Annotated in this window: 16 protein-coding genes; 15 read left to right on the top strand and 1 reads right to left on the bottom strand. The window is 49.7% G+C overall.

Features of this window, described 5'->3' with window-relative positions; all coding sequences use genetic code 11:
* The first annotated feature begins 19 nt into the window (after positions 1-19).
* Positions 20-313 (top strand): acyl carrier protein, encoded by a 294-nt coding sequence (locus BBD42_RS25260; protein WP_099520404.1) that lies wholly within the window; start codon positions 20-22, stop codon positions 311-313.
* Here BBD42_RS25260 and BBD42_RS25255 read toward each other — a convergent pair.
* On the bottom strand, positions 293-1,081 hold the full coding sequence (locus BBD42_RS25255) for a PIG-L deacetylase family protein (protein WP_099520403.1): 789 nt from the start codon (positions 1,079-1,081) through the stop codon (positions 293-295). The genes BBD42_RS25260 and BBD42_RS25255 overlap by 21 nt on opposite strands.
* A 90-nt stretch (positions 1,082-1,171) precedes the next feature.
* Between BBD42_RS25255 and BBD42_RS25250 the strand changes: the two genes are divergently transcribed.
* The 14 genes from BBD42_RS25250 (at position 1,172) to BBD42_RS25185 (ending at position 14,840) form a co-directional block, all read left to right on the top strand.
* Positions 1,172-1,420: an acyl carrier protein gene (locus BBD42_RS25250; protein WP_099520402.1), complete on the top strand. Its 249-nt coding sequence runs from the start codon at positions 1,172-1,174 to the stop codon at positions 1,418-1,420.
* Positions 1,413-2,690, top strand: coding sequence for an ATP-grasp domain-containing protein (locus BBD42_RS25245; RefSeq protein ID WP_099520401.1), 1,278 nt, complete (start codon positions 1,413-1,415; stop codon positions 2,688-2,690). Before BBD42_RS25250 ends, BBD42_RS25245 begins: the two co-directional genes overlap by 8 nt.
* Positions 2,683-3,795, top strand: coding sequence for a hypothetical protein (locus tag BBD42_RS25240; protein WP_099520400.1), 1,113 nt, complete (start codon positions 2,683-2,685; stop codon positions 3,793-3,795). The genes BBD42_RS25245 and BBD42_RS25240 overlap by 8 nt, the downstream gene beginning before the upstream one ends.
* Positions 3,767-4,936 carry a radical SAM protein gene (locus BBD42_RS25235; protein WP_099520399.1) on the top strand — a complete coding sequence of 390 codons (1,170 nt, stop codon included), beginning with the start codon at positions 3,767-3,769 and terminating at the stop codon, positions 4,934-4,936. The genes BBD42_RS25240 and BBD42_RS25235 overlap by 29 nt, the downstream gene beginning before the upstream one ends.
* Positions 4,937-4,943: 7 nt before the next feature.
* Complete coding sequence (locus tag BBD42_RS25230) at positions 4,944-5,939, top strand: ABC transporter ATP-binding protein (protein WP_099520398.1); 996 nt, start codon at positions 4,944-4,946, stop codon at positions 5,937-5,939.
* Entirely contained in the window at positions 5,923-6,732 is an 810-nt protein-coding gene (locus BBD42_RS25225; RefSeq protein ID WP_099520397.1) for an ABC transporter permease, read from the top strand. Before BBD42_RS25230 ends, BBD42_RS25225 begins: the two co-directional genes overlap by 17 nt.
* Positions 6,733-6,735: 3 nt before the next feature.
* Positions 6,736-7,548 carry an ABC transporter permease gene (locus BBD42_RS25220; RefSeq protein WP_237163226.1) on the top strand — a complete coding sequence of 271 codons (813 nt, stop codon included), beginning with the start codon at positions 6,736-6,738 and terminating at the stop codon, positions 7,546-7,548.
* Between the two features lie 50 nt (positions 7,549-7,598).
* Positions 7,599-8,534 (top strand): class I SAM-dependent methyltransferase, encoded by a 936-nt coding sequence (locus tag BBD42_RS25215; RefSeq protein WP_099520396.1) that lies wholly within the window; start codon positions 7,599-7,601, stop codon positions 8,532-8,534.
* Entirely contained in the window at positions 8,531-9,481 is a 951-nt protein-coding gene (locus BBD42_RS25210; RefSeq protein WP_099520395.1) for a class I SAM-dependent methyltransferase, read from the top strand. Before BBD42_RS25215 ends, BBD42_RS25210 begins: the two co-directional genes overlap by 4 nt.
* Before the next feature lie 8 nt (positions 9,482-9,489).
* Entirely contained in the window at positions 9,490-10,398 is a 909-nt protein-coding gene (locus tag BBD42_RS25205) for an ABC transporter permease (protein WP_099520394.1), read from the top strand.
* A gap of 66 nt (positions 10,399-10,464) precedes the next feature.
* Entirely contained in the window at positions 10,465-11,295 is an 831-nt protein-coding gene (locus BBD42_RS25200) for a carbohydrate ABC transporter permease (RefSeq protein WP_099521798.1), read from the top strand.
* 102 nt (positions 11,296-11,397) lie between these two features.
* Positions 11,398-13,041, top strand: coding sequence for an extracellular solute-binding protein (locus BBD42_RS25195; protein WP_099520393.1), 1,644 nt, complete (start codon positions 11,398-11,400; stop codon positions 13,039-13,041).
* A gap of 297 nt (positions 13,042-13,338) precedes the next feature.
* Positions 13,339-14,265: a hypothetical protein gene (locus tag BBD42_RS25190; protein ID WP_099520392.1), complete on the top strand. Its 927-nt coding sequence runs from the start codon at positions 13,339-13,341 to the stop codon at positions 14,263-14,265.
* Entirely contained in the window at positions 14,265-14,840 is a 576-nt protein-coding gene (locus tag BBD42_RS25185) for a hypothetical protein (RefSeq protein ID WP_099520391.1), read from the top strand. The genes BBD42_RS25190 and BBD42_RS25185 overlap by 1 nt, the downstream gene beginning before the upstream one ends.
* Positions 14,841-14,878 lie beyond the last annotated feature (38 nt).

The raw sequence follows: 14,878 nt of genomic DNA, 5'->3' as shown, positions 1-14,878 counted from the left end.
GGAGGAAGGGAGTTGAGCCATGATCAAAATAGCAACGATTACCGAATCCATTCTTAATAAAATCCGATCCATGATTGAAAATGAAGAGGTAAAAGAAACCATTCAACAAGATTTGCCGCTCTCGCTGTTATGGCCGATGCTGGAATCGATACGGGTCATAGAGCTTGTAGTCGCGATAGAAAAGGAATATGACATTATTTTGCCAGACGAGTTGCTTGGGCATGGCAGCAAGTGGACAACGATTGGGGACTTGGCAAGCGAGGTAGGGAGGCTTGCCAACGAAAAGGAACGTTCACGGAGCCCGGGTATATAGGGGGAAAGCGTACGTCCCTTCCGGCATGCGCATGCGGGAGTCCTCGAAAGAGCGAGCATGAACAACCATATGTCTTAACATGAGGAACCGGGATGTCCATAGCATACGGAGCTGAGAGCCATATTGTTCAATAGCGGACAGCTTGTTTCTGAGTGAGACGGCCGGAAGCGTAAAACGGATTTCCTGCATGCCTTGCGCGATCTCGCTCCTCCAATGAGGGTCTGTCCCGTAAAAAAAGTACGGCAAATCACGGTAATACATTAGCTTTAAAGCTTGCCCGGATTGCTCGGTTATGTATTCCGCTGCTTCCCGGACAAGAAGATGATCGATATGCCTTCCGATGCCCAAAGGAATATAAATGCGGTCGTATGGCGAAAAGTCCATATCGGAAAGCGCAGCGCGGATGATCTTGCCAGCCCTAGGTTCGGCGGAAGTGGCGGTTGCGAACAGCTGCTGCAGCTTGCTGTATACCGGTTGGCCCTCTTCATCAACCCTGTAGAGACATTCCGGCAAACCTATATGTATGGTGTCGGCACCAAGCAGGAAGCACGCTTCTTGATCTTCGCGGAGCCGAACTTCCATGACATTCTGATCGCGCAGACCGAATTTCTTATGCATGATTTTGGCCAGCATGGACAGCTGTTCGGCCGCTCCCGTATAAATCGTCATGATGGTCACGGCATCGCCTGTTTGGACGAGGTGATCGATGTAATCCCCGCAAGAAATGACAGCGTCGTCCAGGTGGGGAGATAGAAATAGATGCTTCATACCAGATGCAGCTCCTTTAGAAAAATATGAATTAAATTCTATTATATTTAAATTTTCTCAAATGCCAATCTTAAAATTGGAGGAATCGCAATGATCGAGAAAATAAAAGACATTCTAGCAACTGTAAAAGAAGACGAAACGCTGCGAGATACCATTACGTTGAAATCGGACCTGATCAATGAAATCGGAATTGATTCCCTGCAAATGATTCAGTTTATTCTCATGGTCGAGGACGTTTTTCGGGTCGAGATTTCATATGAGGACCTCGACTTCAAGTATCTATTATCGGTCGAGGCGTTCATGCATTTTTTGGAAGGAATGGAACCGCGAGTTGGATAAAACGCTCGTGTTCGGAACTTTTGACTCCGAGTCGCTGTGGAGGGACGATGCATCCAGCAAGCTGCCGGCCATAAGGGATTTCGATCGATCGCTAATCGTGTCGTGCATGGATGAGCTGCTGTTTCCTTTGTGTGCCCCCCAAGACGGCCTTCTTACGCGGTATCCGATCGAAGAGGCGCAATTGTACTACTTGCGCAAGCTAGGTTTTGCGTTCGAGCCGCACGCAGCCGGCGTGAGCGAAACGGCGGATAAGCTGAGATCGTACAGTCGGGCATTGCCTTATTCCATCCTTGCCGATACGCAGCAGTTCTGCGCTTCGATTGGCTTGGAAGAGAAGCTGCCCCTGTACGACAAGGTTAGGCTGGTCAATTCAAAGCTGTATTCGGCCAGCTTGTCAAATAAGCTCGGTCTGACAAGCTTCAGCCACCCGATAGATGGATCTGATGATTTGGCGGTACAAGGCCATGAGCTTCTCCGTTATCACGCCGCCATATTAATCAAGGATCCTTATGGGGTCTCAGGCAAAGGGAATTTGCTTGTCCGCTCCGCCTATAACCTGGACGCGGTCGTTGCGTACCTGCGGAAGCAGGAGGAAGGGGGCAAAGTCACCCGATTTCTTCTCGAGCCGTTCCTCGACGTCGCGAGCGATTTCTCTTGCCAGTTCGAATTATCCTCTGGCGGCTCTGTTCAATGGCATGGCGTACAGGAAATGGTCAACCGCCAATTGGCATATGCCGGCTCCAGATCAATGGATGAAGAGGGCCGGGAAGCCTTAAAAAAGCGAGATTATTTTGATGCGATGGAGCTTGTAGCGGACAGCCTCTCTACAGCGGGTTATTTCGGACATGTATGCGTCGACTCCATGCTGCTCGCGGACGGTACATTGGTGCCTGTCGTCGAGATTAATGCCCGCATTTCGATGGGGCTGATTAATCATCGGCTGGACCGGACGCTTCGGCGGAGAGGCGCGCTAACCTTCATCTCATTCGGCTATCGCGACATCATAGACTACGAGGATCTGCTTTTGGCACTCCGAGGACGCGAAGCATTGTTCCCCAACCGCCGAGGGGACGGCATCATTCCTCTATCATCGGCAGCGCTATCCATCGCCGCGGTTTCGGCTCAATCGTCTATTCCAAGCGATGATGCCCATTGGTATAAGGGAAGATTGTATGTAACGGTAATTGCCGAAGATACCGGGGAGCGAGAACGATTGTACGACGAGGCGAAGCGGATCCTGCAAGAACGAGGTGCCCGAATCTATGAATAATCCAAAGGGAGTTGTTACGCTGCTGGGATCGGGCAATTCGCTAGGCGCTTATGTGCCGGCTGTGCAATTATCGCGCCGGCTTGACGCGCAGGGAATTCGCTCCGAAATATGCGTCCTAGAAAACTTCTATAGGGATTCTATTAAAAATAAGGTTCCGGCTTACCGAAAAGCGTTTCACAACGACTTCAACTTGGCTAAAAAAAGCGCCGAATTCGCCCATGACATTTCCGGCAGCTTCGATCCGCTAAAGGTGGAGCAGCTGCTCGATGAATGGGAGCGGGAAGGGCGAAACTCGTTTATCGCGACAACCGGATTTTGGCTGCCAGTTCTGAATCAATATCGCGAACGTCATGGCTCTGGCGGCCTAAAGGTTGACTTGCTTCATCTGGACGCAGGCATATCGGTATCCTATGTCGTGTACCGCGAATTGATAGGTGACTTTTATCGAAAAATCCGTTTCTTCGACACGTCCTGCAGCCAGATGGCGATGACTCTATCGATTACGGAGCAATCTGCGATTCCGCTTGCGGAACGCGAGCAGCGCTTCACGCTTCATGGCGGCGGATGGGGAATCGGCACTTATAAACGAGCATGCCGGGAAATGCTCGCTGGCGGCATGCAGCTTAATGTACTGGCTTATTTCGATAACGATATCGAAATGAGCGAGAACGTCCGCTATTATATGAACGATCCAAATTGGAGCCCGTGGCTTAAGGATGGGCGAGGGGTTCACGGTTTTCCGCCGCTCGGGCGAATCGACTCCGGTTATCCCGTCGTTTATTCCCGGCGAGATGATTATCCGCCGCTGTTTGATATTATCCGCAATTCCATGGCGATCATTAGCAAACCAGGCGGCTACTCGCTATTCGAGTCATTGGAATCAGCCACGCCGTTCATTTTTCTAGAGCCCTTCGCCAAGCATGAGGAAAGCAATGCACGATACTGGATCGAGCGGGGACTCGGCATCTGGTACGACGATTGGAAGACTCAGGGATATGCCTTTGAACCACTTGTCCGCATACACGAAAACTTACTCCAAGCAAGAGCGAGCACGATTGAATATGGAGGGAATCTATATGCAGCCGAAAACGAATCGAACGTTTGACGAGCAGTTGTTCAGTGACATGAAACGCACGATTATGAACATGTCCCGGGCGAGTCGCAGAATAGCGGATAATCCACGCTATGCGCTCGATATACCGGAGGACATTGGAATTAAGCTGAACAACGGATGCAATCTGAGGTGCAAGCATTGCTACGAGTGGAACGAAGACGGATTTCATTGGAACATGGAAAAATCGGAGCAGGTCAGGGAGATTGATCCGGTGTTGGTTGAACGTCTGCTCGCCTTCACAAAGCCCAAAAAATCAAAGGTGTATTTGTGGGGAGGAGAGCCGCTCTATTACAGCCGGTTCGATGAAATAGCAAATATGCTGGAAGCGGACCAGAGGACGACGACGATCTGTACCAACGCGGTGTTGCTGGAGCAGAAGCTAGACTCGCTATTGAAGATCGGCGAAGGGCTTGTTGTATTGGCCAGTCTGGAAGGATTCGAAATTGAAAATGATAAAATCCGCGGGAAGGGAACCTGGCGGAAGGTCGTATCGGCCATCGAGACGCTTCTGGAACTACAACGGAAACAAATATACAAGGGCCGTGTTTCCGTTAGTTTGACGATGAACGACAATATGATACCAAAGCTCTTTGACTTTATTAAGCACTTTTCAGAAATGGGCGTTGACTCCATCTATCTCGTCTATCCCTGGTACATTTCTCCTGAATCGGCCTCGTCGATGGATGACTTCTACGCCAGGCGCATGGAGTGGCTGGATTCCATAAGGATGGGCAGTTGCAGTTGGCATTCGTTCACATACCGTATTACTCCGGATCGAATCGAGGCTTTGAAAGAAGAAGTCCGCCGAATCTCGCAACAGGTATGGGCGAGCCGCGTTCGATTTATGCCTGCGCTTGAGGAGAATGAAGTGGATAGCTTCATTAGAGGGGAGCCGCAAGCAGGAATGAACCGGACGAAATGTCTGGCTATATCGACGCGGATGGACGTGCTGCCGAACGGGCAAGCGACTCCATGCAAGTTCTTCCCTGAGCTTGTTGTAGGGAGTCTGCACGAGGCTTCTCCTGAAGAGATCTGGCATGGCGACAAGTACGGAAACCATCGGGAGCTGCTATCATGCGGACTGATGCCCGTCTGTTCCCGGTGCGGCTTGCTGTACCATTACGGGAGGTGACCGCTGGTTGAAGGATGTACACGTGGAGGAGTTATACAAAAGCTTCTCCTACTATACGAAAGAAGCCGGCGTCTTGCATTCGCTGAAAAATTTGTTTCGCAGGAATACGCTTGTGAAAGAAGCGGTGAAAGGGGTAAGCTTCTCGATCGAAGAAGGCGAGATGGTAGCCTTCCTTGGACCGAATGGGGCAGGAAAAACGACGACGCTTAAAATGCTGTCGGGAATACTCCATCCGACAAGCGGAGATGTTTCGGTGCTTGGCTACAAGCCGTATGAACGAAAAAAAGAGTTTAAGAGGCAGTTTGCAATCGTGATGGGGCAGAAAAGCCAACTATGGACCGATCTGCCCGCTTCCGAGTCGATCGTATTAAACCGTTACATCTACCAAGTGGAGGAACGCCAGTATCGGGAAACGCTCGATGAACTCGTAGAGCTGCTTGACGTCGGTAAGATTCTTAACGTGCAGGTCCGACGCCTCTCTCTGGGAGAACGGATGAAGATGGAACTGATAGCAGCGCTCATTCATCGCCCAAAGCTTCTCTTCCTCGACGAACCGACAATTGGGCTCGACATTGAGACACAACAAAGGGTGAGAAGATTTCTAAAGCAGTACAACGAGCAGCACCGAACGACAATTCTGCTAACGAGCCATTATTTAAAAGATATTGAAGACCTGTGTAATCGAGCTATTATCATTAGCGACGGAAGTCTCGTGTTCGATGGCGAATTCAATCGGATTGACGATTGGATGAACAGGAAAAAGATTGTAAAGCTTAAGTTTGCAAGCAGCGTCGAAGCAGAATGGCTTGCTCCCTATGGAACAGTGATGCAGTCGAATGGTCAAGTCGTCACGATGGAGATTGGGAGGGAGCGTATCCAAGAAGTGTCCAGAGAACTGCTAGGCAGGTTCCCGATCGATGACATTACGATCGAGGATGTCCCCATCGAGGACGTCATCTTATCGTTGTATCGGAGGGGGAGCTTGCATGAACCCATTCGGTAAATATTTACGGGTGTTTCAACTGGGTATTCAGACCTCGCTGGAGTACCGCTTCGACTTTGCCTTTTCGCTCGTCAGCGCGTTTTTTCCGATTCTCATTCAAACCTTTATATGGACGGCTGTATTTGCCGGTTCGCCTGACGGGCAATTTTTTGGCTATTCGTATGAAGAAATGATTCTCTATACGATTGTCGCAGCCATTGTAACCCGAATCGTGTCCTCGAATACAGACCATTCGATCGGGACCGACATTAAAGATGGGGCGCTCAACAAACATTTAATATTGCCTGCTAGCTATTTCGGATTAAAGCTGTTTGGCCTTCTTGGGCAGAAAATGTTCTTTTTCGCTGTCATGCACGGCATCATTTTCATTTTGCTAATCGTATTCGCGAACTTGTACGGTGTGGACTTGACGATAGAAAGAGTCGCTTTGTTTGTCGCGGCGGTGACTCTGGCCCTGCTGCTCTCCTTTCTTATCTCGTATACCGTTGCGGCAATTGCTTTCTGGCTCGCAGAAATATCTTATTTTTTTGAATTGACGGGCCTTTTAATCATTATTCTTAGCGGCGGCATATTTCCGATTGAAGTTTTTGGCGAGACGATTAACGAACTGCTGGATTATCTCCCGTTTAAATATTCGATTTATTTTCCGACGAACGTCATTAATGGGAAGCTGAATGGACATGAAATTGCTCAGGGGCTTGGTCTGCAAGGTTTGTGGATTGGCGTGTTATTTGCCGGCTCGCGAATGATATGGAGCGTTGGGATGAAGAAATATCTCGGTTTAGGGGGATGAGATTTGAAAGGTCGGCTCGGCACGCTGAATAACTACTTGATCATTTATGGGCTATTCGTCAAAAACTGCTTGATTGCCCAGCTTGAATATCGCGCGAACTTCGTGCTTGGCTTGGCGGTGGAGCTAGCCTATCTGATTTCGAAGCTGCTTTACGTTGTGGTTGTGTACAAAACAGATCTGCATATTGACGGCATTACCCCTGATGGCATGCTTATGTTCGTCGGTACGTACACCATCATGACTGGCGTGTACTCTGGCCTGTTCTTTACGAATTTCGTCCGCATGCCCGAGTACGTAAGAAACGGTTCGCTCGACCTGATGATTGTGAAGCCGATCTCCCTGCAGTTTCTCGTTTCGCTCCGATACTTGGATTTGGGCATGCCAATCCCGAACGTGGTCGCAGGCGTTGCAATGGTGGCAATCGGCTGGAACGCAATGGAGATCCCACTCACGGCGTATTCTATCGTCTTGTATATGCTATTCCTTGGCATCGGCGTCATAATCACGTATTGCCTAATGATCGTTCCGGCGCTGCTTTCATTCTGGTTTGTGAATACCGGCGGATTATCCAGCATTTTCTACGCAATCTGGGATGCCAACAATATGCCGATGCCTATCTACGGCAGATGGATCCAGCGAATCGGTGTATATGTGCTGCCGTTCCTTGTCATTACGAATTTCGCTCCACTCGCTGCAATGAACGCTTTAAGGATAGATCAGATGATGTGGGGCGCCGCAGCGCCCGTGCTTCTCTTGATTAGCGTTCGGGTGTTGTGGAACAAGGCGATACGCAACTATAGCAGCGCGAACGGCTGATAGCTAGATCACGCAAGCGGAAACGATAAACAAACCGAGGAGGAGTCAAATTGAGCATCAAATGGCATACATCAGGGATTGCGCTAGCATGTCCCAAATGCAAAGGCAATGTTACCGATTATCAAGACCGCTTGGAATGCGCTGCTTGCGAGCTGCGTTTCGAAAAAGTCGCGGGCCAGCCCGTCATGCTTCAATCGGGAAACGTAGGCAAGCAGAAAGAGGAGGTTAAACGGACGTTCAGCGCGATTAATCAATCGCTGGAGGATAAGGGCTTGTCGCGATTTTCGACCTTTAATAATTGGGGATATGCCCCTCTCGAACACGAAGAAGACGACAAGGACGCCAGTAGAGCGAACGCGCTGTTTATCCGTTTGTTGTCGGAAGTAGTCAAGGGATGCGAGCTCATAGGCAAAAACATTCTGGAAGTAAGCTGCGGCAGGGGCGGCAACGTTAGCGCCTTGTGCAAGTTATATGGACCTGGACAGGTGGTAGGCTTGGATTTGACAGAATCCAATATTGCATTCTGCGCGGCAAACAATCGATATGCTCAGGCCTCATTTGTCGTTGGGGATGCAGAACAGCTGCCCTTCGCAGACGATGCTTTCGACGTCGTACTGAATATCGAGTCCTCTCATTTGTACCCTGATATAAGCGAATTTTATCGAGAGACGCGGCGCGTATTGAAGCCTGGCGGCTTGTTCCTCTACGCCGACGTCATGGATGAAGCAGACCTTCAGCAAAATATTGCGGTTGTTCAGGAGCTAGGATTCACACAGATTGCTTCCCGGGATATTACAGCCAATGTGCTGAAGGCGGGGGAAAAGGCGCTGGCCAATCGGATGTCTGCGCTGCGAGGTTCGTTCGAAAGCGAGCAGGAAGTGCTGGAATGGCTCGAAGCACCTGGCACTCAGAGGTACGAGGAGATGAAGCAAGGCAAACGGACGTTTCACATCTGGCATTTCACCAAGGGAGATAGGGAGGCATGAGCAGCCGGATTTGGCCTATGTCCGGCATTGTAGCTGCATGTCCCCGTTGCAAGGCAGCATTGGACGACAGCGTCGAATCGTGGGTATGCCCCGCCTGTCTTCATTCTTATTATCCTGTTGAAGGGAGAACTTATCGATTGATGCTCGATGACGAGCGAAAATCGGAGCACAAGGACTCCGTTAAACGGATGTTTACCTCGATACACGAGACGTTGGAAGCAAGCGGGTTATCTCGTTTCTCCACATTCGTGAATTGGGGATATGCGGACTTAGAGGAACGCGAAGAGCTTCAGGCGCATGCCGTTCACCGGAACTCGGTTCGTCTGCTGCGGGAAGCGATCGGAGACACTGGCGTTACCGGCAAAGACGTGCTGGAAATCGCATGCGGCAGGGGCGGCAACGTGGCTGCGCTCTGTAAGGAGTTTCATCCCAAAAGCGTCGTAGGTATGGATTTGACCGAAGTGAACGTCTTGTTCTGCCAAAATCGAAACCGTCATGAGAACGCTTACTTCTTTGTCGGAGACGCCGAGCTGCTGCCTATCGGCACAGCTTCCTGCGATATTGTGCTGACGATTGAAGCCGCGGATTTGTTTCCTAATGTGCACCGCTTTTACGAGGAGGTGTACCGCGTATTGAAGCCTGGCGGCACGTTCATTTATGCCGACGATCTTCCCCTGTCCAAATTTGAAGAGGGAGAGCAATATTTGCGAGGTGTTGGATTCGACTTCGCGTTCGAAAAGGACATTACGGAAAATGTGTTATTATCCAGCGATTTGACGGGGAATAGACGCTATTCTACTTTGCAAAGGGATCATGAAATGGAAGGCGCTTTGCTGGAGTCGATCGGGCTGCCGGGAACGAGAATTTACGACGAGATGCGAGAAGGCACGCGCAAATATAAATTGGCAAGACTCGTCAAACCGAATGACAAACGAACTGGAGGCTAACCGCTATCATGAATAAATTGGCGCCTAAGCAAGTCATGAAAAGCTGGCAATTATATGTGCTGTTATTGCCAGCCTTAGTCTATCTCTTCTTATTTCAATATGCTCCCATGTACGGCATCATCATTGCATTCAAAAATTTCAATCCGGTTCAAGGAATATTGGGAAGCCCTTGGATAGGGTTCAAGCACTTTGAAACCTTTTTTAATTCATATGTATTTACGAATGTCGTAGTCAACACGTTAAAACTTAGCGTTTTTTCGCTTTTGATCGGCTTTCCTATTCCCATTTTATTCGCATTGCTGCTTAATCAAATTCGCAGGCAGCTATTCAAACGCTTCGTGCAGACCATTACCTATGCGCCGTATTTTATTTCCACGGTCGTCCTCGTATCGATGCTCAATGTGTTTTTGGCTCCAAGCACGGGCTTCGTGAACAATCTCATTACGATGTTCGGCGGAGACGCCGTTAATTTCATGGCGCGGGCCGAATGGTTCCGCAGCGTATACATCGCCTCTGGCGTATGGCAGACGATGGGTTTTAGCGCCATCATCTATTTGGCGGCATTAAGCGGGGTTAATCCCGAATTACACGAGGTAGCCACCGTGGACGGAGCCACAACCGTACGGAGGATATGGCATATCGACCTCCCGTCTATTACGCCTACCATTATGATTCTGCTCATTCTCGGCGTCGGCAGCGTCATGGCGGTCGGCTGGGAAAAGGCATTTCTTATGCAGCAAGGAATGAACTTGCCGGCATCGGAGATCATCTCGACTTATGTGTACAAGGTGGGACTTCTGAATTCGCAGTACAGTTTGGCGACTGCCATCGGTTTGTTTAACTCCGTCATCAACTTTGTATTGCTGATTGTGACGAATTTTATTTCCAAAAAACTGACCCAGAACAGTCTGTGGTAAGGAGTGGGTAAAGTGATAAGCCAATCCAAAGGCGACAAATTATTTAACCTGTTTAATTATTCGATTATGAGCATCATTGCCATCGCTATTTTGTATCCGCTTTACTTCGTGTTTCTGGCTTCTTTCACGGATCCCGATCAAGTGAACAGCGGCGGTTTGCTCCTTTTCCCAGAATCGATCTATCTTGACGGCTTCAAAAAAATATTCGCTTACAAGCCGCTATGGGACGGTTATCTCAATTCCATTATGTATACGTTTATCGGAACCTTCATTAATCTGGCTGTTACCATTCCTTGTGCTTATGCGCTGTCGCGTAAAGGGCTTGCGGGCAAGACGCCCATCATGCTGTTATTTGCCTTCACGATGTTTTTTAGCGGAGGACTCATTCCAACCTATCTGCTCATTTCCAATCTCGGCATGCTTAATACCGTCTGGGCCATCACTTTGCCAGTGGCAGCCTCCGTTTGGAATATCATCATTACGCGAACGTACTTCCAGAGCAACATACCGGAAGAGCTGCTGGAAGCGTCGGTCATGGACGGATGCTCGGACTTTCGATTCTTTTTCTCCATCGCTTTGCCCTTATCGAAGGTCATCATCGCGGTTATGGCGCTTTTTTATGGCATCGGCCATTGGAATTCCTTCTTTGAGCCTATGCTCTATCTAACAAGCAATGAGAAGTTTCCATTGCAGGTTATACTCCGCAATCTGCTGATTATGAATGAAGCGGGTTCTCGCATGGTTATTGATCCGATGTCGCTTGCTGCGAAACAGCGCATATCGGAGCAGCTCAAGTACGGTGTCATCGTTGTGGCTTGCTTGCCGCTGCTCATCGTTTATCCGTTTTTGCAAAAGTATTTCACGCAAGGCGTCATGATCGGATCGATTAAGGGATAATCGCCACAAAACTTTTTAGGGGAGGTGATCTGGAGGGTTTGGAAGCCAAGCGGCAAGGGAAATAAACCACAAATAAAAATTCGAAGGGAAGGTCTGTAAACTATGAAATTAACCCAATGGACGAAAGCCTTTGTAATCGGCTGCGTATCCGTCAGCTTGCTGGCAGGCTGCGCCGAGAGCAGCCCGGCAAACAGCAATAACCAGACAAATGAAGTCGAATCAACGGATCCCAATGCACCAACGAGCATTACGATCGTACGGGGCAAGGATCCCAGAAATTTGCCGGTAGAAGAAATGCTTTGGTTCAAGAAGTATAGCGAGGTGACTCCGACCAATGTCAAAATCAAATGGGAAGAGATACCTAACGAATCCGTCGACGAGAAAGTGAATCTGATGCTGGCTGGAAACAACTTGCCGGATGCGTTTTTAGGTACGATGAGCATCGGGAAAGTGATGAAAAATGTCAAGTCGGGCATTTTCCTTCCGATCGAGGATTATATTGACGACATGCCCTATTTCTCTAAAGTTTTGGAGAAAAGACCCGAGTATCGGGCGTTAATTACAGCGCCGGATGGACATATTTACGGGCTGCCGTATATCGAAGAAATGTTTGGCCTAATTACGAATCAGGGGATTCTTTCTATCTATAAGCCTTGGCTGGACAAATTGAATCTTCCCGTGCCGACGACGATAGACGAGTATCGCGATACGTTAAAGAAATTTGTCGAGAACGACATGAACGGGAATGGCATTAAAGACGAAATCGGGCTGGCTCTTGCCAACAAAAATGCCAATTCCGGTATTGGTTCATGGAGAAATAATGCCGATTTTGGCCAGTTCTTCGGATTATGGGGACAGGTCGATCGCGGCGACAGCATGGACCTGGACAGCAACGGAAAGATTTTCAATACCGCTTCGACGGAAGCCTACAAATCAGGCATTCAATATCTCCATGAAATGTACAAAGAGGGACTCATTGATCCCGAGTTCTCTATCACGGATGGGCCAAAGCTTCAAGCCAAGCTGAGGAACGAAGTAGTGACAGTAGGTTCCGTCGTGCATTTTTCGGTTCTCGATGTCGCGGGCGAGAAGGTAGCCCATGATTATGTTCCCGTTCCGTATTTGAAGGGACCGGGCGGCGAATATGGCGGCAGGGAAAACTTGGTTGAAATGCACAATCCGCTATCATTCGTGTTGACGACCAAGACCAAGAATCCTGCGGCGGTGCTTGCATGGGTCGATAAAATGTATGATCCCGAATGGTCGGTTCAGACGAACTGGGGACCGCTCGGCTACCAATATAAAAAGAACGAGAAGGGCGTTATGGTATTTGATACGTTAAAGGACGGCCTAGATACCTATAACGATATGCGGGCGAGAAATACGATTCAAGGAAATACGCCCGTTGCTATCTTGACGGATTACTACGATACGGTGGTTGAGTATCCGCAGGACGCACAAGATATTTTGAACGATATGAAAGCCGTTGGGTATTTGGATAAGCATTTTAATGATCCGTTTATTCCTCATACTCTTTTTTACGAAGCAGAAACGGCGGATAAAATGGCGCTTCTGTCGCCTCAAGTTTATGGACTAATTGACACGAACCGGAGAAAGTGGATTATTGATGGCGGCATTGAAAAGGAATGGGACGCCTATAAAAAGGAGCTTGAAAAAGCGGGACTGCCCGAGTTTATCGGATATGTGCAAGAAGCGTACGATCGTTACATCGCTAATCAAAAATAGTTAAGTACACGGATGCAATAGATGCGCGGGCGGTTCTTCGCGAACCGCCAGTGTACAAGTGAGTCCAGCCGCTAAAAGCGAGTTCATTCCCATAGTAAAGCAGGAGGAAGCCGTATGCCCATAGGAGGCAATGAATGCCGCTGCAGGGGCGAGGCAACTTGGGGAGGCGCCAAGGAATTGGGCAGCTGATAAAAAGGAGGCGGGGGGATCGATCTGATTCGTGATGTTCCTAACAAGCTATTAAAAGATCCGATTTTTTCGTTAAGCGGTATCTACGTATACGTTCCGGAGACTAAAATGACGGTGGAAGAAGCAGTCGGCCAAGGGCTGGAGGCTGGCGTCGATTTTGCCGGTACAGCGCAACAATATGCCAGCAAGGGCTTTCAATATGTGCCGGTCGAAAAGAAGCTTGGCTTCGAGGAAATGGCGAGGCGCGTCATTGAGCCAGCCGTCCGCCAGGCGGCGGATCGCAGCTTGACCATATCGGCCGTCTTGTTGGCAAGCGTCACGAACGAAGCAAGCGTACACCGGCAAGCTGTGCAGCGTATTGTGCGTGAAATGGGCCTGATTCGCACGATGGTCGTTCAGCTCGGCGAATACGGCTGTTCCACCGTGCATCTTGCCTTGCATTTGGCAGAACGGTTTTATGCCAGCTTCGTGCGAGAAGGTGAGGCTATCCTCTTCGTGACGGCGGACAAAGCCGGCAAGCCATCGGAACGAGTCAATCGGTACATGGTTTTCGGTGACGGCGCTTGCTCCGCGCTGTATACGCCGGAGCCAAGTCTAGGGGGCCATGCGACGTACGGTGTGGAAATAAGAGCGGACGGCTTCGTATTCGACGATTCCTCTCAACCCTCCCAACAGTCGCGGCAGTATTTCTCGACGTCTTACCTTGGTGTCCGCCACGTTGTCCGGACGCTGCTGCGCCGGTTTTCGCTAGATTTGGGACAAATTTGCGCCGTATATTGCACGAACCTCGGAATGGAACAGTGGACTGGCATCGCGATGGCGATCGGCTGCACTCCCGATAAAATCTATCGGGGGACGCTGCCGGAATTCGGGCACATGCACAATGTCGATGTCCTTCACAGCGTTGCCTGCTCCGTTCAGGACGGATTGCTGCAGCCGGGAGACTATTATTTGACTGTTTCAATCGGATTTGGCGGGTACTACGGCTGTGCGCTTCATCAGTATGTGCCGCTTGAGAGCGGGGAGGCGCGATAATGGAGCCTGACATTTATTTGACCATCCGCCATGTCGGCAGGGCAGTAAGCAACGAAACGCTTGCCGCCTTCGTGCAACTTAGTCTGGAGGAGCCGGAACGGAAGCCCAGTCTGCTTTGCTATTGCCATCAATTGACGGGAGCAGCGTGGGAAGCGCCGTGTGCCAAGCTGCGAGCTGAGCTCGGACTCCATCTCCTGTTTCCTCTCGCGTTCGGACATTCCGGCTGCTTATCGTTCGCTCACGCGCTTGCGTTAACGAAGTGGCTATTGGCATCGGGGTCTCATCGCGAAGCGTTGTTTGTGATTGCTGAGCTTTCGGAAGTGGCAAGCTCCGCTGACGAGAGCGTCAAATTTTACAATGTTGCCATCATAGAGGCATCGCGGGAGCGGGGAGTGTATCAGGATTTGCGCAGCCCATCGGCAAATCCAGCGTTTTGCCTGGAGACGCAGCAGATGGCAAGCGAGCCTTTCCTGGACCTGAAAGGCTGCGAGCCGTTGCTTGCACCGGGTGCAGTCGTCGAGCTTGCCTTTTGGGACGGAGACGAGAAACACGCCATTACACTGCGCAAGGAGTAAAATTTTATTTTTCTTTTTTACCATATAAATAGTAGACA

The sequence above is a fragment of the Paenibacillus sp. BIHB 4019 genome (assembly GCF_002741035.1).
Classification (GTDB): Bacteria; Bacillota; Bacilli; order Paenibacillales; family Paenibacillaceae; genus Pristimantibacillus.
Note: the sequence above shows the minus strand (reverse complement) of the source record. Positions and strands in the feature narration are given on the sequence as shown.